This is a genomic window from Streptomyces sp. NBC_01275, from assembly GCF_026340655.1.
Lineage (GTDB): Bacteria > Actinomycetota > Actinomycetes > Streptomycetales > Streptomycetaceae > Streptomyces.
Genome location: NZ_JAPEOZ010000001.1, coordinates 7,366,663 through 7,387,157 on the forward strand (window position 1 = coordinate 7,366,663; position 20,495 = coordinate 7,387,157).

Consider the following 20,495-nt stretch of genomic DNA (forward strand, 5'->3'; position numbering starts at 1 on the left):
CGGCATTTCAGTCCCGCTCGGACTCGCTCTCCGCCGGGCTCTCGGACTCGCTCTCCGCCGCGCCCACCCGAACCCCCGGGGACACCGCGCTCACCGGGGCCGCCTGGGCCGCCGCGCTCGCCCGGGTCGCCGCCCGCCGACGCGGCCGCACCAGCCGCAGCCACACCGCCGCCAGCACGACGGCCGCCGCGAGGAACGGCAGCACCGCGCCGAACGCCACGGCGATCCAGCGCAGCATCGTCACGAACGCGTCCCAGCCGCCCGCCAGCGCGTCCACGAACCCCGGGTCGTCGTCCTCGGCGACCTTCACGACCGGCTTCTCCGACAGCGTCAGCGTGATCGTCGCCAGGCTGGTGCGGTCCTTCAGGGACGCCTGCTGGGCGAGCAGCGCCTCCAGATCGGCCTCCCGGCTGCTCAGCTCCCCCTCCAGGGTGACCACGTCGCTCAGCTTGACGGCCCGGTCCATCAGCTCGCGGACCCGGATGACGCTGGCGCGCTGGGACTTGATGCGGCTCTCGACGTCGACGACCTGGGCTGTGACGTCCTGGGCCTTCGCCGTGCGCTCCAGAAGTTTGCCCGCACCCTGGAGATCGGCGAGGACGGCGTCGTACCGCTCGACGGGCACCCGCAGGACGACCCGGGTCCGCTCGGCGCCGTCCTCGTCGCGTGTGGTGGTCTCGTCGCCGACGTAGCCGCCCGCGTTCTCGGTGGTCGTGCGGGCCTCGTCGAGGGCCTTCGGCACGTCCTTGACCTGCACGGTCAGGGAGGCGGTGCGGATGATGCTGCTCACGGTCAGCTTGGGCGCGGAGTCGGCCTTCGAACCGTTCGCCCCCGCGCCCTCCTTGGCGTCCTGCTGGACCGAGCCCGCGTCCGAGTCGGCGCCCGCCTCGCCGACGGCGGCCTTGTCGGACGAACTGCTCGCGCCGTCGGCGGCGCCGCTGCATCCGGTGAGCGCGAGGCCGGCCGCGAGCAGGAGCACGGCCAGGGCGTGGCCGGGACCGTGGCCGGGACGGCGGCCGGAGAATCGTGGTGTGCGCATGTGGGTGTACCCCCGAGGCTTGTGACGACTGACGCTCCTTCGACGCCGGAACGGGGCGGGACGTTTGACGGGGGACGTTCCGAAGAGGTCACGGTCGGGACGCGGCGAGGACACCGGCCGCGAGGACAGCGCCGCAGCGGGAGTGTCAGTGAGGTCTGAGAGAGTGGGGTCATGAGCGCAACGGGTGCGGGCACAGGGCATGTCGTCGTCATCGGGGCCGGGATCGCGGGGCTGGCCGCCGCCCACCGGCTGCTGGCGCGCGGCGCGCGTGTGACGGTCCTGGAGGCGTCCGAGCGGGTCGGCGGCAAGCTGCTGCCCGGCGAGCTCGCGGGTGTGCGCGTGGACCTCGGCGCCGAGTCGATGCTGGCCCGCCGCCCCGAGGCGGTCGCCCTCGCGCGCGAGGTGGGCCTCGCCGACCGCCTGCAGCCTCCGGCCACCGCGACCGCCTCGATCTGGACCCGCGGCGCCCTGCGCCCCATGCCCAAGGGACACGTCATGGGCGTCCCCGGCACCGCCGCCGCGCTGACCGGAGTCCTGTCCGAGGAGGGCCTCGCCCGCATCGAGCGCGACGCCGACCTGCCGCGCACCGAGGTCGGCGAGGACGTGGCGGTCGGGGAGTACGTGGCGGCCCGCCTGGGCCGCGAGGTCGTCGACCGGCTGGTCGAGCCGCTGCTCGGCGGTGTGTACGCCGGTGACGCCTACCGCATCTCGATGCGCTCGGCCGTCCCGCAGCTCTACCAGGCGGCCCGTACGCACACGTCGTTGACGGAGGCCGTCCGCGAGATCCAGGCGAAGGCGGCTGCCCACCAGCAGACCGGCCCGGTGTTCATGGGCATCACGGGCGGGGTCGGCTCCCTGCCCCTCGCGGTCGCGGACTCCGTCCGCGCGCGGGGCGGCGAGATCCACACGCGCATGCCGGTGAGCGAGCTGCGCCGGGAGCCCACGGGAAGCTGGCGGGTGACCGCAGGGGACCGCGTTCTGCACGCCGACGCCGTGGTCGTCGCCGTCCCCGCCCCCGTCGCCGCCGGGCTGCTGGCCGCCGAGTCTCCGGCGGCCGCCGCCGAGCTGCGCGCCGTCGAGTACGCCTCGATGGCCCTGGTCACCCTCGCCTACCGCCGCTCCGCCGCCGCCCTGCCCGACGGCAGCGGCTTCCTCGTCCCGCCCGTCGACGGCCGCACCGTCAAGGCCTCGACCTTCGCCTCCCAGAAGTGGGGCTGGATCGCCGACCAGGACCCCGACGTGATCGTGCTGCGCACCTCCGTCGGACGGCACGGCGAGACGGAGATCCTCCAGCGCTCCGACGCCGAGCTGGTCGACGTCTCCCGCCACGACCTGCGCGAGGCCACCGGCCTCAGCGCCGCCCCCCTCGAGACCCGCGTCACCCGCTGGACCGACGGCCTGCCCCAGTACCCCGTCGGCCACCACGCGCGTGTGGCCCGCGTCCGCGAGCACATCGCCAAGCTGCCCGGCCTCGCCGTGTGCGGCGCGCAGTACGACGGCGTCGGCATCCCTGCCTGCGTCGCGAGCGCCTACGCGGCGGTGGACCAGATCGGCGGCGACCTGAGCGCCGTACGGGAGCTCACCGCCAACCCGGTGCAAAGTCTGCACGGCGGAGCGGGAGAATGAGAACCATGAGTGACGACGCCCCCACCACCGAGTCCGGCAGGATCCCGAACAAGGGCAAGCTGGCCAAGGACCTCAACGAGGTCATCCGCTACACGCTCTGGTCCGTCTTCAAGCTGAAGGACACCCTGCCCGAGGACCGCGCGGGCTACGCCGACGAGGTCCAGGAGCTGTTCGACCAGCTCGCCGCCAAGGACGTGACGATCCGCGGCACGTACGACGTGTCCGGTCTGCGCGCCGACGCCGATCTGATGATCTGGTGGCACGCCGAGACCGCAGACCAGCTCCAGGAGGCGTACAACCTCTTCCGTCGCACCCGGCTCGGCCGCGCGCTGGAGCCGGTGTGGTCGAACATGGCGCTGCACCGCCCCGCCGAGTTCAACCGCTCGCACATCCCGGCGTTCCTCGCCGACGAGACGCCCCGCAACTACATCAGCGTGTACCCGTTCGTGCGCTCCTACGACTGGTACCTGCTGCCCGACGAGGACCGTCGCCGCATGCTCGCCGACCACGGCAAGATGGCCCGCGGCTACCCCGACGTCCGCGCCAACACGGTCGCCTCGTTCTCGCTGGGCGACTACGAGTGGATCCTGGCCTTCGAGGCCGACGAGCTGTACCGCATCGTCGACCTCATGCGCCACCTGCGCGCCTCCGAGGCCCGGATGCACGTCCGCGAAGAGGTCCCGTTCTACACGGGCCGCCGCAAGTCGGTGGCCGACCTGGTCGCCGGTCTGGCCTGACGCTGCCAAGAAGCAGCGCCCTGAAGGGGCGCGGGGCTGTGTCGACATGCGGCTCCGCCGCGTGGGCGCGACCAGCCACAACGGACCCGCAGCCGATGTCACTGATCAGTCGTCGGCTGCGGCTCCGCATGTGCCGCGCAGGCCGCGCGCCGCACCGGCAGCCGCCCTTCCAACAGATACGCGTCGAGGTGGCCGTTGACGCACGGGTTCGGGCCGCCCCCGATGCCGTGCGTGCCGGAGTCCCGCTCGGTCACCAGCACCGAGCCGGACAGGCGGCGGTGCATTTCGAGGGCCCCGTCATACGGCGCGGCAGCGTCCCGCTCGGCGGCCAGGATCAGCGTCGGCGCCAGCTCCCCGGGACCGGTCCGCACATCGAGAGGCTGCTGACGGGGCGCGGGCCAGTACGCGCACGGCAGGTTCGCCCACACGTTGTCCCACGTCTCGAACGGCGCCACGCGCGCGAGCCGCGTGTTGTCCCGGTCCCAGTCCGTCCAGTCCGTCGGCCAGGACGCGTCGTTGCACTCCACGGCCGTGTAGACGGCGCTGGAGTTCTCCGCCTCCGCCGCGGCCTCGGTCACCGGCCCGGCCTGCGCGATCAGCTGCCGCGGATCGCCCTTCAGATACTCCGACAGCGCCTGCGCCCGCGACGGCCAGTAGTCGTCGTAGTACCCGGCTTGTAGGAACGCGCCCTGCAACTGGCCGGGCCCGACCTTTCCGCCCGCCGGCTCCGCGGCCAGCCGCGCCCGCGCCCGCTCGTAGCTGCGCAGCACCGCCTCCGGCGTGCCGCCGAGGCCGTAGACGGCGTCGTGCCGGGCGACCCACTCCCGGAAGTCCGTCCACCGGCTCTCGAAGGCCGCCGACTGGTCGAGGTTGTTGCGGTACCAGATCTTCGCCGGGTCCGGGTTCACCGCCGCGTCGAACACCATCCGCCGTACATGCGAGGGGAACAGCGTCGCGTACAGCGCCCCGAAGTAGGTGCCGTACGAGGCCCCCATGAACGTCAGCCGCTCCTCGTCGAGCGCGGCCCGCAGGACGTCCAGGTCGCGGGCGTTGTTGAGGGAGGTGTAGTGCCGCAGGGCGCTGCCCGCCCGCTTCCCGCAGCCGCGCGCGTACGCCTTCGCCTGCGCGATGCGCTCCTTCTTGTACGACTCCGAGGGGTGCGTCGGCGCGGGCGTGGGGCCCTTGAAGAAGTGCTTGGGGTCCTGGCAGGACAGGGGAGCCGAGCGGCCGACCCCGCGCGGGTCGTAGCCGACGAGGTCGTAGGCCGCGCCGATGCGCTTCCACTCCGGCAGCAGCCCGATCAGCGGGAAGTACAGGCCCGAGCCGCCCGGCCCGCCCGGGTTGAAGACCAGCGCGCCCTGCCGGGGCACCCGGCGCTTGCTGTTGTGCGGGTCGCGGTGGGTGGCGCGCACCCGGCTGACGGTCAGCTCGATCTGCCTGCCGCCCGGCCGCGCGTAGTCGAGCGGGACGCTGACCGTGCCGCACTGCATGCTGCCGGGCAGGTCCTGCGCGTCGGAGCAGTTCCCGAAGTCGACGCCCTTCGCCGCGGCCCGCGCGGCGGCGAGCGCGACGCCCGCGGCGGCGGGCGCCCCGGCGCCGGCCCGGGCAGCGGCGGACGCGGCGCCCGATGCGGTGGCAGGGGCGCCGCCCGCCGGGACGGCGGAGAGGGCGGTCAGAAGCAGGGCTCCTGTGGCCGAGTAGAGGGCGGCGGCTCTCATCACGTGTCCCTTCGGTGCGCGGCGGCGACAAAAGGGATGTTTGGTTCGGCTGTGCGGGAAGGCAAGCACCGCTGACGGGTGTCGGCGCCAATGCCCCCTGTGCGCCCCCTCCGAGAGCCGAGCGCCTGCCGCCCTGGCCCAGCCTGCCGCAGTCGGCCTCAGACTGCCTCAGTCGGCCTCACTCGTGCCCGTGCTGCTCGCGATGCGCGAAGGCCGCCCGCAGGTCCGGCTCGCCGACCGCGCGGATCCCGCGTACGGCGACGGAGGTCAGGTACGTCCGGTCGTCGCCGGCCCCGCTGCCGTCCCCGGCGCGCCGGGCCAGCGCGCCCAGCAGCCGCTGCCCGGCCGGGGAGGCCCAGCGCGCGTACGGATGCACCTCGACCCGCGCCACGGCCAGACAACTCAGGGTGAGGGCGAGAGGCAGCGCGAACCAGAGCGCGACGAGGTCGCGGGGCATGTCCGAAGTGGCCGGGACCAGCAGCGCGGCGGCGCCCAGCGCGAGGACGACCACGGCGGCGACCCGCACCTGCCGGACCCCGGCGGCGACCGTGGTACGCGTCCCGTCGGGCACCGCGAGTCCCGCGCTGACCAGCCGGTCGGCGAGAGAGCGCACCGCGTCCGCGGCCGCCGCCGCGGCCCGCACCGGCGCGATACGGGACTGTCCTTCGGGCCCGATGGCCCCGATGACCGACCGTTCCATCTCGTCGCGTCCGCTCGGGTCCACGACGGTCGCCCAGCCGGTGCGGGCGAGCAGGAGCCGCCGCTGCCGCGCCATGGACACCATGGTCAGGTCGGCGACCCGCCGGGGACCGCCGGACAGGAAGGCCGCCTCGTAGAGCGTCAGATCATGTTCGTGGGCAGCGTTCTCGCGGTTCCCGTGCTGCGCGCCGCTCTCTTCGACGGCCGCCGCGCGTACGGCGGCCAGACACAGCCGGGTGCACGCCGCGCCCGCGACACTCCACGCCAGCAGCAGGAGAAGGACCCAGAACATGCCACGTTTCTATGCCACATACACGGGAAACGCCATGCCCTGCTCATCATCCGGAACGAGTGTTGTGGGTATGTGACGTTCCGTTTCAGGACCCGGGCGGCGGACTGGCCGCGGCCGGCGGCAGCGTGTAGCTGGGATACGGCGACGGAGCGACCGGTGTGACGGGCACGGCCGGCGAGGGGTCGGTCGTCGGGCCGGGCGGGCCGGGGGAGAAGGTGATCGGAGGCGTGCTCGCCGCCGCCATGTCCCGGGCCAGGGCGTCGAAGTCGACGTACCCGGTGGCCTCCAGGATCTTGATGTGGTCCAGCACGGTCGTGTTGGCGTCGTCGGCGAGTTCGCGCACCAGCGAGTTGCGGGTGCTGGCCCGTACCTGCGCGACGACGGAGAACACCCGGCCGTGCGCGAGGCGCAGGATGTTGGCGAACTTGCGGTCGTACTCCACGCCCTGCGTCGCGTTCAGCTCCGCCAGCCAGCCCTTCTGCTGGTCGTTGGGCTCGTTCGGCAGCGCGAGCCCCAGCCGGGAGGCGACCGTGCGCACCCGCTCGTCCAGGAACGTGTGCCCCTCGACGAGGTGCTGCCCGGCCGTCCGTACGGCCTCGGTCGTGCCCTTCTGCTGCGCCTGCCGGCCGGCGGGCAGCTCCCACAGTCCGGCCAGCCGGACCTTGGTGACGAACTCCCGGTCGAGCGCGGACAGCGGACCGTACTGCGTCGACACGCTCTGCGCGTTCAGTACGTCCACTCCGGTCCCCGCCCGGTCGGAGTACGACCAGATCGGGAAGACCAGCGCGGCCAGGGTCGCCGCCAGGCCCGTGATGATGACTCCGGTGCCACTGAAGATGCCTCTGCCCTTGATCGGGGGTCGCGGTCGCATGGGTGCCTCCTGCTCACGGCACCGCACGCCGGTGCGCGGCGGGTGCGGGATTGGCATGTTACTGCGACGTCCAGCCCAACTTCCGTACGGGGGAGAAGCGTTGCATCACGGGCATCCGTGGCGAATGGGGTGGCGGGAAGGGGTGGCAAACAGGTAGGAAAGCTGAGGAAACGGGTGATGCGGTGACTTGATGCGGCGCGGGTGTTAATCCCGGCACATTCGGCCGTGGACGACGTGGACGACGTGGACGACGTGGACGACGTGGACGACGTGGACGACGTGGACGACGTGGACGACGTGGACGACGTGGACGCCGTGGACGACGTGGACGCCGTAACAGGAGTAACAGGGGTAACGGGAGCAACCGGTTACGAGGCGTCACCGCCGGACCAGTGACCGCCCCACCCGCGCCCACCGCGACCGCTGCCTCGGCGCGGCCCCCGCCCGGTCCAGCCACCACTCCCGCAGCTCCCGACGCGTCCGCCCCTCCTCCAGCCGGCCGTCCACCAGCACCTGCTCCGCGAAGTCCAGCGCGTCCTGTCGGTAACCCCCGTGCATCGGTCGCAGCTGGGCGTAACCGAGAAACGCGGCCCGGTATCCGCTTCCGAGAATCACCGGCAGCTCCGGCGCGACCTTGGCCACCACGTCCGCCCGCTTCGCCGCCAGCGCCCGCGCCTGTACGGCCAGCCGCACCCGGTCGAATCCCTCCGGCACCGGCGTCCCCGCGACCAGCGCGGACAGCAACGCGGCCTGGGCGAGGCCGAGCCGCTGCCGGGTGGCCTCGCCGACGGCGGGCGGTTCCGTGTCCCGGGAGGACGCGGTCGGGGAGCCTTCGTCCGACGCGACCCGGGTGCGCGAGCCGATCTCCACGGCCTCCCGGATCGCCGCCAACTCCTGCTCCAGCTCGGCTGGTTCGGGGAAGTTCTCGTCCCGCTCCAGCAGCACTCCCGGCGGCGACACCCGGGCGGCGAGGTCGGTCAGGATGTCGAGGACCGGGCGTGGCACCGGGTGGGCGTGGCTGTCGTGCCAGACGCCGTCCCGTTCGAAGCCGCCCGCGACATGGACGTAGGCGATGGCTTCCAGGGGCAGCTCGGCGAGCGCCTTGGCGGGGTCCTCGCCGCGGTTGACGTGGTTGGTGTGCAGGTTGGCCACGTCGATGAGCAGTCGTACGCCCGTGCGGTCGGCCAGTTCGTAGAGGAACTGGCCCTCGGTCATCTCCTCGCCCGGCCAGGCGATCAGCGCGGCGATGTTCTCCACGGCGAGCGGCACGGGAAGCGCTTCCTGCGCGATGCGCACGTTCTCGCACAGCACGTCGAGGGCGTCGCGGGTGCGCGGCACGGGCAGCAGGTGCCCGGCCTCCAGCCGCGGAGACGCGGTGAGCGGGCCGCCCGCGCGGACGAACGCGATGTGCTCGGTGACCAGCGGCGAGCCCAGTGCCTCGGCCCGCTCGGCGAGCGCGGCCAGTCGCCCCGCGTCGGGCCGCTCCGCGTCGCCGAGCCCGAGCGAGACGCCGTGCGGGATCACGGTGACCCCGCGTTCGCGCAGCCGCAGCAGCGACTCGGGCAGATGCCCGGGGCAGACGTTCTCGGCGACGGCCTCGACCCAGTCGATGCCCGGCATCCGCTCCACGGCGTCCGCGATCTCCGGCCGCCAGCCGATCCCCGTCCCCAGTCGCACCATGGCCCCCGCCTCCTCGTTCCTCGTGCGTTCCCCCTTTGTGGTGACGGGGGTATGGCCCCGCCACCGCCCGCCGAACCGCCCGCCGCTCACCTTCAGAGCAACATTTGAGGTTCGCTCCAGGGGACAGGGGACAGGGGACAGGGGACAGGGGACAGGGAAACGCGAGGGAACTCGCGAGGGAACAAGGGAACAGAGGAGACCTTGGAGCCGGGCGGGGTCAGCGCCCGCGCAGCGCCGGATGGTCCGCGACCACGGTGCAGCTGCCCGGAGCGACCTCCGTGAACCCCGCGTCCCGCACCAACGGCAGCCCGCTCGCCGTCAGCTCACGCCACGCTTCAGGCGTCGCGGTGCGCACGGCGAGCGGGAAGCCCGCCTCGCGCCAGGCGGTGCGCTCCTCGTCCGACAGCTCCCACCAGGCGAGCTGCGCGCCGTGCCCGGCCTGCGCCATCGCCTTGCCCGCCGACATCCCGACGTCCGGGCTCATCCACAGCACGATCGTCCCCGCCTCGGCCCCCGGCGGCGCCTCGGGATCGTCGAGATCGGTTCCGGACACCTGAAGCTTCGCCAGCTCCTTCGGCCACCCGTCCAACGGCACGGGCGGAAACACCCGCACCTCGGCCGCCTTCCCGGTCACGGTGATCCCCGGCAACTCCCCGGCCCGCCGCCACTCCGCCCCCCGAGCCCGCCGTACGACCTTGCGGATCCGCGCGTCCTGCCAGTCCCGCATGACCTGGGCCCATGCGCCGTCGCCCAGCGAGCGCTCGTCGGCCAGGAGGGTCAGGACGGCGCGCGCGGCCGTCTCCAGCGCGTCCGTGCGCGCCGGGGGAGCGGCCCGCTCGACCCGGACCACCAGGGGCAGGACGAACTGCGGAGCCTCGTCGCGCGTCGAACGCCCGGAACGGAAAGGGCTGTCGCCGGGAACGGACGGAACGGATGGAACGGCTGGATCACTGGTCACGTCCTCCAGTCTGCCAGGTGGAAGATCGGTTCCTCCCGGCGTCTTCCCGGCGCTTTCCCGGCGCTATTCCGGTGTCTTCCGCATGTGCGAAAGGGACGGTCCGTATGCGAGGTGAGATGCGGCTGGAGGCAGTCGGCCGCCGCTACGGGCTGCGCGGCCCCTGGGTGCTGCGCGGCGTCGATCTGGCCGTCGCCCCCGGCGCCCTCGTCCGGGTCGAGGGCGCCAACGGCACCGGCAAGTCCACGCTGTTGCGCCTGCTGGCCGGGATCGACGCCCCCACCGAGGGCCGCGTCGCCGGGCGCCCGCGCACGGCCTACGTCCCCGAGCGCTTCCCGTCGGCGCTCCCCTTCACCGCGTCCGGCTACCTCGCCCACCTCGGCGCCGTGCACGGACTGTCCCGTCCGGCGGCCGCCCGCGCCGCCGAGGAGTGGCTGGAGCGCTTCGGCGCCGCCGCGTACGCGCGTACGCCGATGACGCGGCTGTCGAAGGGCAGCAGCCAAAAGGTCGCGGTCGCGCAGGCCCTGCTCGCCGAACCGGAGCTGCTCGTCCTCGACGAGGCGTGGACGGGGCTGGACACCGATGCCCGTGCCGAGCTGGAGCGGGCCGTCGCCGAGCGGACCGCCGCCGGGGGCGCGGTGGTGTTCGTCGACCACGATCCGCACCGCCTCGCGGGGGCGCCGGACACGACGTACGCCGTCGTCGAGGGCTCCCTCGAGCTCCGTACGGGGCAGGCCGCCGCGCCCTCCGGTCCGCATGTCGTCATCGAGGTCCAGGGCCCGCCGGGCGGCCGACCGCCCGCCGAGGGGGACCGGACCGCCGCCGTCGAGGAGGTGGGCCCCGGCGCGTACCGGCTCGCCGTCCCCGCCTCCCACTCCGACGTCCTGCTCCGCTCCCTGCTGACCGCGCGCCCGCCGTGGCACGTGGTGAGCGTCCGTCCAGACGAGAGCCGCCCATGACCGCCCTCCTGCGCTACCAGACCGCCCTGCTCGTGCGCTCGCAGCGCTGGCTGCCCCCGTTCCTCCTCTACGCCGTCTTCCTGGGCGTCGGTGTGCAGGGCGGCCAGCCGCTGCTGGACTCCCTCGGGTACACGGCCGCGTTCCTGCTGCCGGTGGCCGCCTGGCTGGTGCGGATCTGCGTGACCAACGAGCCCCCGGCCGCCCGTACCGTCGTAGCGGCGGCGGTCGGACCCGTGCGGGCGCACCTGGCCTGCGTCCTGGTCGCCCTGACCACGTCCGCCGTGCTCGGTACGGCCGCGACCGTGATCGTCACGCTGATCAGCGACCCGGTCAGCGCCGACCACCAGAAGCGCATCCCCGTCCTCGAGGCCGCGGGCGCCGGTCTGCTCGCCGTGCTGACCTGCGCCCTGCTCGGCGCGGCCGTCGGCGCGCTCACCGCGTGGCCGGTGCTGCGCTCGCCCGGCCGGGCGGTCCCGGCGCTGCTGCTGGCGGCCCTGCTGGCGCTGGTGGTCACCGGTTCCCCGGCGCAGGCGGCCGTCAGCGGCCTGGTCGGGGGCTCGCAGTCGGCGACGGTCCACCTGCCCGTCCTGCCCCTGGTCGCCGCAGCCCTGCTGGCCGCCGCCGCGACGGCCACGGCCTGCGCGCTCACCTCCCGCCGGTCACCCTGAGCAGGCACGGTCACCCCGAGCAGGCGGTCACCCTGAGCAGGCGGTCACCCTGAGCAGGCGGTCACCCCGAGCAGGCGGTCACCCTGAGCAGGCGGTCCGCTGCGCCTCCTGCCACTCGCAGACGGGGCACAGCGTGATCCCCTTGTACGACTCCGGGTACTCCGTCGGCTTCCGGCACAGCACGCACTCCGCGTACGGCGGCCCCTCGGCCTCGTCTGGGGCCACGGTCGGCCCGGTCGCGTCGATCAGGCAGTAGTCCCGGTCACCGGCGTCGCTCATGCCTCCAGCGTACGAGGCTCACCGTCGCCCGTCGGCCGCGCCGATCAGCTCGGACACCTTCACGAACCGGTACCCCTGCCGGCGCAGCTCCGGCACGATCGCGCGCACCGCCCGCTCGGTCGTCGGGGCGGCGCTGCGCGTGCAGTGCATGACCACGACCGACCCCGGCTGCACGCCCTCCAGCACCTGCCGGGCCACGGCGTCCGCGTCCGTCGCGAACGCGTCCCCGCTCACCACGTCCCACTGCACCGCGGTCACGCCGGCGCCGCTCACCGCGCGCAGCGCCCGCTTGTCGTAGCAGCCGCCGGGGAAGCGGAAGTAGGGCAGCGCGTCCGGCACGCCCGCCTTGCGGAAAGCGGTGTACGCGCGTTCCACGTCCGCCCGCATCCGGTCCTGCGGCACGGTCGGCAGGCCGTAGCAGTCGTCGGTGAAGGCGTAGTGGCTGTAGGAGTGGTTGGCGATCTCGAAGCGCGGGTCGCGGCCGAGGGAGCGGGCCTGGTCCGGGTACTCCTCGGCCCATCGCCCGGTCATGAACACGGTGGCCGGCACCTTCAGCGTCCGCAGTGCCGTGATCAGCCCCGGGTTGTCGAAGTGCTCGCCGGCCGCCGCCCGGGGCCCCTGATCGGCGGTCATGTCGGCATCGAAGGTCAGTGCGACGGTCTTGTCGCCGGTGCGGGGCCCGTGCCGGAAGACGGGGGTGAGGCCGGCCGGGCCCGGGGCCAGGGTGGGGGGCCGTGACGGGGCGGCGGAGGCGGCGGAAGAGGAAGGGTGAGCAGGGGCCGGCCGTGGGGCGTGCGGCTGCGGGGCCCGGGAGGCGCCGCAGGCGGCCAGGGCGGCGCCGAGGGCGCAGACGGCGGCGAGACGGCGTACGGGAACGATCACGGTATGAAGATATGAGCAATGGATGGCTTTTCCGGGCCCGGGACGTGCGCGCCCGGACGGAGTCACCCGCCCGGGCCACGCCCGCCGGTCCGGTCAGCGGCGCACGTCAGCCGCGCACGTCAGCCGCGCACGTCAGCCGTGCCAGGGCCCCGTCACCGCGAACGTCGTGCCGGGCGTGTAGCAGTTGACGTACATCGTCCGGCCGTCGGGGGAGAAGGTGACGCCGGCGAACTCGCCCCACTCCGGGGCCTCGGGCGTCCCGATGGTCTGGCGGCCGCGGGCCATCGGGTAGACCTCGCCGCCGCGTGTCACGCCGAAGACGTGCTGGGCGCCGTTGCCGTCCTCGCAGACCATGAGACCGCCGCTGGGGGCGAGGCAGATGTTGTCCGGGGACTCGCCGGGGAGCTGGACGTCCGTGTCGGGGCCGAAGACGATCACCAGGGTCAGCCGGCGGCGGGAGGGGTCGTAGCGCCAGATCTGGCCGTAGTGGTCGGCTGCCGAGCCGTCCGCGCCCCGTGCGAACGACGACACGAAGTACACGCACCGCCCGCCCCAGTAGCAGCCCTCGAGCTTCTGTGCGTGCGTGATGCCCCTCGGGCCGAAGTCCTGGAGCCGTACGGGGGTTTCGGCCGCCAGCGGGTCCGGTACGTCGACCCACTCGATGCCGTCGAAGACGGCGCCGGCGTCCTGGATCGAGGACAGGTCCGCGACGCCGGGGACGCGCATCGCCTGGAGCCGGCCGCCGGCGCGCAGAGAGCCCACTCCGCCCAGCGGCTTCTGAGGCAGAAAGCGGTAGAAGAGGCCGAACGGCTTGAGGAACGCGTCCTCCGTCTCGTAGACGATCCCGCGGTGCGGGTCGACGGCGATCGCCTCGTGCTGGAATCGGCCCATCGCGGTCAGCGGGACGGCGCCGGTACGCCGGGGGTCGGACGGGTCGACCTCGAAGATGAAGCCGTGGTCCTTCGTGTAACCGTTCGTGCCCGCCTTGTCCTCGGTCTCCTCGCAGGTCAGCCAGGTGTGCCAAGGGGTGGGTCCGCCCGCGCAGTTGACGGCCGTACCGGCGACGGCCACGCGCTCCGACAGCACCGTGTTGCGGGAGTCCAGCGTCAGGGCCGTACAGCCGCCCTTGCCGGCCGGGTCGTAGGTCAGGCCCTCGACGGTGGGGACGGGATGTGCGGCGGTGGGGCGGTTCTCGTGGTTGCGGACCAGGTGGACGCGGCCGCCTCGGCCGGGGAGGGCGGTCATGCCGTCGTGGTTGGAGGGGACCGGGCCCTCACCGGAGCGCAGCGGGTCGCCCTCGCGGGAGAGGACCCGGTAGCGGAAGCCCTCGGGGAGGTCGAGCAGGCCGTCCGGGTCGGGCACGAGCGGGCCGTAGCCGCTGTGGCCGACGGGCTGCGCGGCGGCGGTGCCGGCGAAGAGGTCGGAGAGGGCGCCGGTGAACGCGATGCCCGCTCCCAGGGCACCGGAGCGGGCGAGGATCTGACGTCGTGTCGCAGACATGCGGGAACCTTCCTGCTGGCGGACAGGAACTGCGGAACTGTGATCCCGCTGTGTCTATCACCCGACACGCGCCTCGGGAACCACGCGTGTACCACGTGTCACGGGTCTACGGACCGCTGTGGAGGCTGCGGGGGAAGCGGTTGCGGGGGCTGCGACGGAAACTGCGGTGGAAGCGGTTGCTGAGGCGGTTGCTGGGGCTGCTGCTGGGGTTGCTGTGGGGACTGTTGCGAGGGCTGTTGCTGGGCCTTCTCCAGGAAGCGCAGGAGCTCCACCGGGAAGGGCAGGACGAGGGTGGAGTTCTTCTCGGCGGCCACGGCCACCACCGTCTGCAGCAGCCTCAGCTGGAGCGCGGCGGGCTGCTCGGACATCTCCTTGGCCGCCTCGGCGAGCTTCTTCGACGCCTGGAGTTCGGCGTCGGCGTTGATGATCCGGGCGCGCCGCTCACGGTCGGCCTCGGCCTGGCGGGCCATGGAGCGTTTCATCGTGTCCGGCAGCGACACGTCCTTGATCTCGACGCGGTCGATCTGCACGCCCCAGCCGATGGCAGGGCTGTCGATCATCAGCTCCAGGCCCTGGTTGAGCTTCTCCCGGTTCGACAGCAGGTCGTCCAGGTCGCTCTTGCCGATGATCGACCGCAGGGAGGTCTGCGCCATCTGCGAGACGGCGAAACGGTAGTCCTCGACGTTGATGAGCGCGGCCGTCGCGTCCACGACCCGGAAGTACACGACCGCGTCGACCCGCACGGTCACGTTGTCGCGGGTGATGCCCTCCTGGGCCGGAATGGGCATCGTCACGATCTGCATGTTGACCTTGCGCAGCCGGTCCACGGCCGGGATGACCAGCGTGAACCCCGGCGGGCGTACCTCGCCGCGCAGCCGGCCGAGCCGCAGGACCACCCCGCGCTCGTACTGCTTGACCACCCGTGCGGCCGCACCGAGATAGGCGGCCCCCGCGACACCGACCACCGCGGCCACGCCCAGCAGCTCCTGGAGCATGACGACCTCCTCGGGAAGAGGGCCGTTCCGTCTGCTCCTGCAACGATATGCCCGCCGCCAGGCCCGGGGCCACGCCCCGAGCCCCGGGCCGGACGGCGAGCGCCGGGGGCTACCCGGCCGTCACCGGTTCCGTCACCTTCACCGGCTCCGTACCGACCGCGCTGTGGCGTTCGGCCCAGGTTTCCAGGGCCGTACGGCAGGCGTGGTCGAGGTGGTGCAGACCGGAGAGGTCCAGCTCGACCGGGCGGTCCTGCGGGAGGGCCTCCAGGCTGTCGAGGATCTTCGGCAGCCGCAGGAAGGTCGCGTTGCCCGACAGATACGCCTGGACGGGACCCGCGCCCTTGTCCACGACCTCCATCTTGAGGTGCGAGGCCTCCCAGGCGGTCTTGGCGACGGCGAGCGCGAGACCGATGAGGACGCCCTCGAACATGCTGACCGCGACGATCGACACGGCCGTGACCACCAGGATCAGCGCCTCGCCGCGATGCTCGCGCCACAGTCCCGCGATCGCCCGGACGGGGACGAGCTTGGCGCCGGCGTGGACGAGGATGCCCGCCAGCGCCGGGATCGGGATGTACGCCAGCACGCCCGGCAGCAGCGCCGCGAACAGCAGCAGCCACACCCCGTGCAGCACCCGGGACGCCTTGGTCCGGGCGCCCGCCTGGACGTTGGCCGCGCTGCGCACGATCACCGCGGTCATCGGCAGGGCGCCGAGCGCACCGCAGAGCGCGTTGCCCGCGCCCTGCGCGATCAGCTCCTTGTCGTACTCGGTGCGCGGGCCGTCGTGCAGCCGGTCCACCGCCGCCGCGCTGAACAGCGACTCGGCGGACGCGATCAGGGTGAACGCGACGATCGTGCCGAGCAGTCCGACGTGCGCCAGTTCGCCGAAGGCGGCCAGGGACGGCGGCTGGATCGAGCCGAGCAGACCCTGCACCTCGACGGTGGCCACCGGCAGGTCCAGCAGCAGGGCGGCGAGCGTCGCCAGGCCCACTGCGGCGAGCGGGCCGGGCACCGTGCGGACCTTCGCCGGCAACCGCTTCCACAACACGAGCACGGCGATGGTGCCGGCTCCGAGCGCGAGCGAGGCCGACGCGGCGGCGCTGCCACCCGCGTCCACGAGCGCCTCGGGCAGCCCGGCGATCTTCCCCGGGCCGGACTCCGGGGCCTTGGCGCCGACCACCGAATACAGCTGACCGGCGATCAGCACCAGGCCGATTCCGGCCAGCATGCCCTCGACGACGGAGACCGAGATGGCCCGGAAGTAGCGCCCCAGCTTGAGGGCGCCCATGGCGATCTGCAGGGCGCCCGTGGCGAGGACGATCACTCCGAGGGCGGGCAGGCCGAACTCCCGCACCGCCTCGAAGACCAGCACGGTCAGACCGGCCGCGGGACCGGACACCTGCAGACTGCTGCCGCGCATCAGACCGGTGACGAGACCGCCGACGATGCCGGTGACGAGCCCGAGCTCGGCCGGCACGCCGGAGGCCACGGCCACGCCCACGCACAGCGGGAGCGCGACCAGGAAGACGACGAGTGAAGCAGCGAAGTCCTGCTTCAGATGAGGGAACCTGGCTATTCGACGGGTGTTCTCGGTCATCGCGGCGCTCACAGGGCCTGGAAGCCGTCGGTGTCCACGCGGTGCTCCAGCACGGCGCCGGTGTGCACCTCGTAGTACCAGCCGCGCACCCGCAGCCGGCCGTCGGCCACCCGCTTCTCCACGCACGGGTAGGAGCGCAGCCGCAGCAGTTGGGCGAGCACGTGGTTCTGCACCGCCAGGGCGACCGTCGGGTCGTCCGGGTCGGCGGCCGACGGCTCGTCCGCGGCGTGGGCGAGCCAGTCGCGGACGGCTGGGACGCCGTCGAGGTCGTCGCCGCGCACCAGCGCGCCGACGGCCCCGCAGTGGGAGTGGCCGCAGACGACGATGTCCTGGACGCCGAGCACCTCCACGGCGTACTCGATGGTGGCGGCCTCGCCGGTGGGACGTTCGGAGAGGTAGGGGGGCACGATGTTGCCCGCGGTGCGCAGCTCGAAGAGCTCGCCGGGGCGGGCGCCCGTGATCAGCGCGGGAACGACCCGCGAGTCGGAGCAGGTGATGAACAGGACCTGCGGGGACTGGCCTTCGGCCAGCTTGGCGAACTCCTCAGGGCGCTGTCCGAACGTACGGGCGTTGTCGATGAGGGGCTGCATGACGTGGTGACTCCTCCTGGCGCGCGTGGGGGCGCGTCGGACGTGCAGGACACAGGACAGGTGGGGGAAGCGCTGTTCTGCTCTGCTCTCTCAGCAGCGGAAGATCTGAAGTGCCGCGGGAGAGTGGGCCGTCGAGGATCTCGACGAGCGATGGTGGGGCTCGGCCGGCCGGGCTGGCTGGTGGGCGGCCGCGGGATCCAGCGCCAGCAGCGCGCGCTCGGGCTCCTGGGAGGCCGGCGCGGCGGCGACGGTGGCGCGGTGCCGGTCGCGGGGGCGCGCCGGGTCGGCGGGACCGCCGATGGGGGTCCCCCCGCTCGAGGCCGTTCGAGAGTGGGGGTGGTCGCAGCCGCGCATCGTGACGATCTCGTCGCGCAGGGCTTTGACGGAGGGTTTGATTCCGGGCTGAGCCTTGGCCTCGACCTGACGCGTTGTGTATGCGTGTGCGAAGGAAGACGTGGCAGCGAAGAACGGGAGGGCGAGCAGAACGGCGGCGAGGAGCGAAACCACGGTCCGGGCCGTCGTACCTCGGAACATGTGCCCCCCTCCGGATGGTTCGCGCTTCTAGTCCATACCAACGACTGGTCAACGACTGGTCAAGAAACACGTTAACCCTGCGAAGTTGTTTGCAGGGTTAACTCGGCGTTTCGAGAAGGAGTGCGCCTCAAAAGAGTGCGTTGTCTGGCGCGAACCGGTCCTTGACCTGGAAGGGGGAGATCGACTAGAGGCTGTGCCGGCGGGTGCTAGTGCTGTGACCGCATAGGTTCGCCGGGTCGGCGGTCGTGGCGGTTGCATGTGCGGTGACATCCGATCCGACCGCTGGAGGCGCGGTGGCCGAGCCCGTCCGTGTGCGCAGACTGACCGACCACGAGGGGCAGAAGCTGCAGCAGATCGTGCGCCGGGGCAGCACGAGTTCGGTGCGCTACCGGCGGGCGATGATGCTGCTGGCCTCCGCTGGAGGAAAACGGGTGCCGGGAACACGCTGGCCGCGCTGAAATCGATCCGCGCCGCCCGGCCCGACGGCGCACCGATCTACGTGATCCTGGACAACCTGTCCGCCCACAAGGGCGCGCCGCGAGCGGGCCAGACAGGCCAAGCGTGAGCGCATCATGACCGCAGCCCGCGAACTGTTCGCCGCACATGGCGTCAGCGGGGTCACGGCACAGCAGCCGGCCGTGCCCGCAGGTCCGCCCCGTCCCGTTCGGCCGCGCCCGGAGCCCCGGGACCGGTCGGTCCCGGGGCTCCGGTCCCGCTCCACCTGCCCGCAGCCGACCCGGCCGGGGCGGCCGGCGTCAGGCGACGCTCAGGACGATCTTCCCGGTGGTGCGGCCCTGCTCGCCGATCTCGTGCGCCTTCGCGGCCTCGGCCAGCGGGACGACGGTCTCGACCACGGGCGTGAGCGCGCCCCGCTCGGCCAGGGCGGCGATCTCGCGCAGACCCAGGTGGTCGGGCTCGACCAGCATCCACACCGCCCGCACGTGGCCGGGGACGTCGGCGGGGACGTCGTCGGGGCCGGGCAGGGTGATCAGCCGGCCGCCCGGGCGCAGCACCGTCAGGGACCGCTCGGCGTTCTGGCCGCCGAGCCCGTCCAGCACCACGTCCACGTCCACGACGGCGTCCTCGAAGCGGACCGTGCGGTAGTCGATCACCTCGTCCGCGCCCAGCTGCCGCAGCAGGTCGTGCTTGCCGGCGCTGGCCGTGCCGATGACGTACGCGCCGCGGGCCTTCGCGATCTGCACGGCCAGGTGGCCGACCCCGCCGGCCGCCGCGTGCACCAGCACCCGCTCACCGGCGCGCACCCCGGCGGTGTCCACCAGGGCCTGCCAGGCGGTCAGCGCGGCCAGCGGCAGCGCCGCCGCCTGCACGTGGGTGAGGTTCGCCGGCTTGGGCGCGAGGTGGCGGGCCGGGGCGACGACGTACTCGGCGTAGGCGCCGGCCTGCCGCGGGAACAGCGGCATGCCGTACACCTCGTCCCCGGGGCGGAACATCCCCACGCCCGGTCCGACGGCCTCCACGGTGCCCGAGACGTCCCAGCCGACCGCCGGGACCTCGCCCCACTCGATCAGGGCCCCGCTGGCCCGGGTCTTGAAGTCCACCGGGTTCACACCGGCCGCGTGGACCCGCACCAGGACCTCGTTCAGTCCCGGCTCGGGCCGGGCGACCTCACGCTCCACTAGCACCTCCGGTCCGCCCCACTGCTCCACGACCACCGCACGCATGCTGTCCGCCTCACTTTTCCGTCTTGATCGGATACCGGCCGCCCGGGTCCTTCCCGGCGCGACGCAGTCCACGATCCGGCACCCGCCCCCACCATGGTGTTGGCCGTTTGGCCACTGTGTGACAGGATCTGGCCATGAGTGAGATGCCGTGGCCGTGCACCGACCCCCTCCCCGACCCGAGCGCCGGCGCGGCCGGGCGGCACCGCATCGCCGTCCTCGCCCTGCCCGGCGTCCCGCCCTTCGAACTCGGCATCCCCTCCCGCGTCTTCGGCAGCGTCCTGGACGCCGACTCACGCCCGCTGTACGAGGTCACCGTCTGCACCGCCGACGGCGCCCCGGTCCTCAGCGACGCCGGGTTCACCGTGCAGCCCGCGGCCGGTCCCGAGGCCCTGGCCGCCGCGGACACCGTGATCGTCCCGCCCACGCACGCCATGCCCGAGCTGGCCAGCGGCGGCCCGCTGCCGCCCGAGGTCACCGCGGCCATCGCCGGCATCCGGCCCGGCACCCGCCTGGTGTCCATCTGCACCGGCTCCTACGTCCTGGCCGCCGCGGGCCTCCTCGACGGCCGGCCCGCCACCACCCACTGGCACCTCGCCCCCGAGTTCCGCCGCGCCTACCCCCGCGTCAAGGTCGACGAGGAGGTCCTCTTCGTCGACGACGGCGACGTCCTGACCTCCGCGGGCGTCGCCGCCGGCGTCGACCTGTGCCTGCACATGATCCGCCGCGACCACGGCGCCGCCGCCGCCAACCGCGCCGCCCGCATGTGCGTCGTCCCGCCCTGGCGGGACGGCGGCCAGGCCCAGTACATCGACCGCCCGGTGCCCGAACCCACCGTCGCCACCACCACCGCCACCCGCGCCTGGGCCCTGGAACACCTCGGCGAACCCCTCACCCTGAACCGCCTGGCCGAACACGCCCGGATGAGCCTGCGCTCCTTCACCCGCCGCTTCCGCGACGAGGTCGGCATGACCCCCGTGCAGTGGCTCACCGCGCAACGCCTGGAACTGGCCAAGCAGTTGCTGGAGACCACCGACCTGTCCATCGACCTGGTCGCCCACCGCTGTGGCTTCGGCTCCGCCAACTCCCTGCGCGCCCACATGCGCACCGCCTTCGGTGTCTCACCCGCCTCCTACCGCCGCACCTTCCATACCGACGACCTGGTGGAAGCGGGCGTCTGAGGACACATCAGCGC

General features: G+C 73.2%; 20 protein-coding genes and 1 pseudogene. 7 read left to right on the forward strand and 14 right to left on the reverse strand.

Translation table 11 applies throughout. The features are described 5' to 3' along the window. Positions 1-7: 7 nt before the first annotated feature. Positions 8-1,039 carry a DUF4349 domain-containing protein gene (locus OG562_RS32640; protein WP_266404387.1) on the reverse strand — a complete coding sequence of 344 codons (1,032 nt, stop codon included), beginning with the start codon at positions 1,037-1,039 and terminating at the stop codon, positions 8-10. Between the two features lie 171 nt (positions 1,040-1,210). On the opposite strand from OG562_RS32640, the gene hemG reads away from it, so the two are divergent. Together hemG and hemQ are read left to right on the forward strand one after the other, a co-directional pair. Further along, positions 1,211-2,665, forward strand: coding sequence for a protoporphyrinogen oxidase (hemG, locus tag OG562_RS32645; protein WP_266404388.1), 1,455 nt, complete (start codon positions 1,211-1,213; stop codon positions 2,663-2,665). A gap of 5 nt (positions 2,666-2,670) precedes the next feature. Continuing rightward, positions 2,671-3,402, forward strand: a complete 732-nt coding sequence (gene hemQ / locus OG562_RS32650) for a hydrogen peroxide-dependent heme synthase (protein ID WP_266404390.1) — start codon at positions 2,671-2,673, stop codon at positions 3,400-3,402. A gap of 98 nt (positions 3,403-3,500) precedes the next feature. On the opposite strand, the gene OG562_RS32655 is transcribed toward hemQ, so the two are convergent. The 3 genes from OG562_RS32655 to OG562_RS32665 form a co-directional block, all read right to left on the reverse strand. After that, positions 3,501-5,120, reverse strand: a complete 1,620-nt coding sequence (locus tag OG562_RS32655; protein WP_266404393.1) for an alpha/beta hydrolase — start codon at positions 5,118-5,120, stop codon at positions 3,501-3,503. Between the two features lie 178 nt (positions 5,121-5,298). Further along, positions 5,299-6,111, reverse strand: a complete 813-nt coding sequence (locus OG562_RS32660; protein WP_266404395.1) for a TIGR04222 domain-containing membrane protein — start codon at positions 6,109-6,111, stop codon at positions 5,299-5,301. A gap of 85 nt (positions 6,112-6,196) precedes the next feature. Then, the gene (locus OG562_RS32665) at positions 6,197-6,982 is read right to left on the reverse strand and encodes a DUF4142 domain-containing protein (RefSeq protein ID WP_266404398.1); all 786 of its coding nucleotides are present in this window, start codon (positions 6,980-6,982) and stop codon (positions 6,197-6,199) included. A gap of 225 nt (positions 6,983-7,207) precedes the next feature. On the opposite strand from OG562_RS32665, the gene OG562_RS32670 reads away from it, so the two are divergent. Then, complete coding sequence (locus OG562_RS32670; protein WP_266404400.1) at positions 7,208-7,378, forward strand: hypothetical protein; 171 nt, start codon at positions 7,208-7,210, stop codon at positions 7,376-7,378. On the opposite strand, the gene OG562_RS32675 is transcribed toward OG562_RS32670, so the two are convergent. Both OG562_RS32675 and OG562_RS32680 read right to left on the reverse strand, forming a co-directional pair. After that, a complete protein-coding gene (locus tag OG562_RS32675; RefSeq protein WP_266404403.1) occupies positions 7,361-8,662 on the reverse strand; it encodes a DUF692 domain-containing protein in 1,302 nt (433 codons plus the stop codon). The genes OG562_RS32670 and OG562_RS32675 overlap by 18 nt on opposite strands. 217 nt (positions 8,663-8,879) lie before the next feature. Further along, positions 8,880-9,620, reverse strand: coding sequence for a peptidyl-tRNA hydrolase (locus tag OG562_RS32680; RefSeq protein WP_266404405.1), 741 nt, complete (start codon positions 9,618-9,620; stop codon positions 8,880-8,882). A gap of 104 nt (positions 9,621-9,724) precedes the next feature. Between OG562_RS32680 and OG562_RS32685 the strand changes: the two genes are divergently transcribed. Further along, positions 9,725-10,576, forward strand: coding sequence for an ATP-binding cassette domain-containing protein (locus OG562_RS32685; RefSeq protein WP_266404407.1), 852 nt, complete (start codon positions 9,725-9,727; stop codon positions 10,574-10,576). Continuing rightward, positions 10,573-11,244: an ABC transporter gene (locus tag OG562_RS32690; protein ID WP_266404408.1), complete on the forward strand. Its 672-nt coding sequence runs from the start codon at positions 10,573-10,575 to the stop codon at positions 11,242-11,244. Before OG562_RS32685 ends, OG562_RS32690 begins: the two co-directional genes overlap by 4 nt. 78 nt (positions 11,245-11,322) lie before the next feature. Here OG562_RS32690 and OG562_RS32695 read toward each other — a convergent pair whose 3' ends face one another. The 7 genes from OG562_RS32695 to OG562_RS32725 form a co-directional block, all read right to left on the reverse strand. Further along, a complete protein-coding gene (locus OG562_RS32695; protein ID WP_266404411.1) occupies positions 11,323-11,523 on the reverse strand; it encodes a hypothetical protein in 201 nt (66 codons plus the stop codon). A gap of 18 nt (positions 11,524-11,541) precedes the next feature. Beyond that, positions 11,542-12,405: a polysaccharide deacetylase family protein gene (locus OG562_RS32700; protein ID WP_266404412.1), complete on the reverse strand. Its 864-nt coding sequence runs from the start codon at positions 12,403-12,405 to the stop codon at positions 11,542-11,544. Positions 12,406-12,537: 132 nt separating this feature from the next. Beyond that, on the reverse strand, positions 12,538-13,905 hold the full coding sequence (locus OG562_RS32705; protein WP_266404415.1) for a PhoX family protein: 1,368 nt from the start codon (positions 13,903-13,905) through the stop codon (positions 12,538-12,540). 98 nt (positions 13,906-14,003) lie between these two features. Next, positions 14,004-14,900 carry a slipin family protein gene (locus OG562_RS32710; protein WP_266404418.1) on the reverse strand — a complete coding sequence of 299 codons (897 nt, stop codon included), beginning with the start codon at positions 14,898-14,900 and terminating at the stop codon, positions 14,004-14,006. Between the two features lie 109 nt (positions 14,901-15,009). Then, positions 15,010-16,497 carry a SulP family inorganic anion transporter gene (locus tag OG562_RS32715; protein WP_266404419.1) on the reverse strand — a complete coding sequence of 496 codons (1,488 nt, stop codon included), beginning with the start codon at positions 16,495-16,497 and terminating at the stop codon, positions 15,010-15,012. 8 nt (positions 16,498-16,505) lie between these two features. After that, complete coding sequence (locus OG562_RS32720; protein WP_266404421.1) at positions 16,506-17,087, reverse strand: carbonic anhydrase; 582 nt, start codon at positions 17,085-17,087, stop codon at positions 16,506-16,508. Positions 17,088-17,177: 90 nt separating this feature from the next. Then, positions 17,178-17,621, reverse strand: coding sequence for a hypothetical protein (locus OG562_RS32725; RefSeq protein ID WP_266404422.1), 444 nt, complete (start codon positions 17,619-17,621; stop codon positions 17,178-17,180). 293 nt (positions 17,622-17,914) lie between these two features. Here OG562_RS32725 and OG562_RS32730 point away from each other — a divergent pair. Then, positions 17,915-18,058, forward strand: a pseudogene (locus tag OG562_RS32730) (IS630 family transposase); the annotation flags it as partial. Between the two features lie 318 nt (positions 18,059-18,376). Here OG562_RS32730 and OG562_RS32735 read toward each other — a convergent pair. Continuing rightward, positions 18,377-19,303 carry an NADP-dependent oxidoreductase gene (locus OG562_RS32735; protein WP_266404424.1) on the reverse strand — a complete coding sequence of 309 codons (927 nt, stop codon included), beginning with the start codon at positions 19,301-19,303 and terminating at the stop codon, positions 18,377-18,379. Between the two features lie 143 nt (positions 19,304-19,446). Between OG562_RS32735 and OG562_RS32740 the strand changes: the two genes are divergently transcribed. Next, positions 19,447-20,481: a GlxA family transcriptional regulator gene (locus tag OG562_RS32740; RefSeq protein WP_266409642.1), complete on the forward strand. Its 1,035-nt coding sequence runs from the start codon at positions 19,447-19,449 to the stop codon at positions 20,479-20,481. Positions 20,482-20,495 lie beyond the last annotated feature (14 nt).

Bases quoted from the DNA above. Each gene is read 5' to 3' on its own strand.
- OG562_RS32740 (WP_266409642.1), top strand. From the start codon at position 19,447: ATGCCGTGGCCGTGCACCGACCCCCTCCCCGACCCGAGCGCCGGCGCG.
- OG562_RS32690 (WP_266404408.1), top strand. From the start codon at position 10,573: ATGACCGCCCTCCTGCGCTACCAGACCGCCCTGCTCGTGCGCTCGCAG.
- hemQ (WP_266404390.1), top strand. From the start codon at position 2,671: ATGAGTGACGACGCCCCCACCACCGAGTCCGGCAGGATCCCGAACAAG.
- OG562_RS32665 (WP_266404398.1), bottom strand. From the start codon at position 6,982: ATGCGACCGCGACCCCCGATCAAGGGCAGAGGCATCTTCAGTGGCACC.
- OG562_RS32710 (WP_266404418.1), bottom strand. From the start codon at position 14,900: ATGCTCCAGGAGCTGCTGGGCGTGGCCGCGGTGGTCGGTGTCGCGGGG.
- OG562_RS32715 (WP_266404419.1), bottom strand. From the start codon at position 16,497: ATGACCGAGAACACCCGTCGAATAGCCAGGTTCCCTCATCTGAAGCAG.
- OG562_RS32655 (WP_266404393.1), bottom strand. From the start codon at position 5,120: ATGAGAGCCGCCGCCCTCTACTCGGCCACAGGAGCCCTGCTTCTGACC.
- OG562_RS32735 (WP_266404424.1), bottom strand. From the start codon at position 19,303: ATGCGTGCGGTGGTCGTGGAGCAGTGGGGCGGACCGGAGGTGCTAGTG.
- OG562_RS32725 (WP_266404422.1), bottom strand. From the start codon at position 17,621: ATGTTCCGAGGTACGACGGCCCGGACCGTGGTTTCGCTCCTCGCCGCC.
- OG562_RS32695 (WP_266404411.1), bottom strand. From the start codon at position 11,523: ATGAGCGACGCCGGTGACCGGGACTACTGCCTGATCGACGCGACCGGG.
- OG562_RS32660 (WP_266404395.1), bottom strand. From the start codon at position 6,111: ATGTTCTGGGTCCTTCTCCTGCTGCTGGCGTGGAGTGTCGCGGGCGCG.
- OG562_RS32720 (WP_266404421.1), bottom strand. From the start codon at position 17,087: ATGCAGCCCCTCATCGACAACGCCCGTACGTTCGGACAGCGCCCTGAG.
- OG562_RS32640 (WP_266404387.1), bottom strand. From the start codon at position 1,039: ATGCGCACACCACGATTCTCCGGCCGCCGTCCCGGCCACGGTCCCGGC.
- OG562_RS32675 (WP_266404403.1), bottom strand. From the start codon at position 8,662: ATGGTGCGACTGGGGACGGGGATCGGCTGGCGGCCGGAGATCGCGGAC.
- hemG (WP_266404388.1), top strand. From the start codon at position 1,211: ATGAGCGCAACGGGTGCGGGCACAGGGCATGTCGTCGTCATCGGGGCC.
- OG562_RS32705 (WP_266404415.1), bottom strand. From the start codon at position 13,905: ATGTCTGCGACACGACGTCAGATCCTCGCCCGCTCCGGTGCCCTGGGA.
- OG562_RS32685 (WP_266404407.1), top strand. From the start codon at position 9,725: ATGCGAGGTGAGATGCGGCTGGAGGCAGTCGGCCGCCGCTACGGGCTG.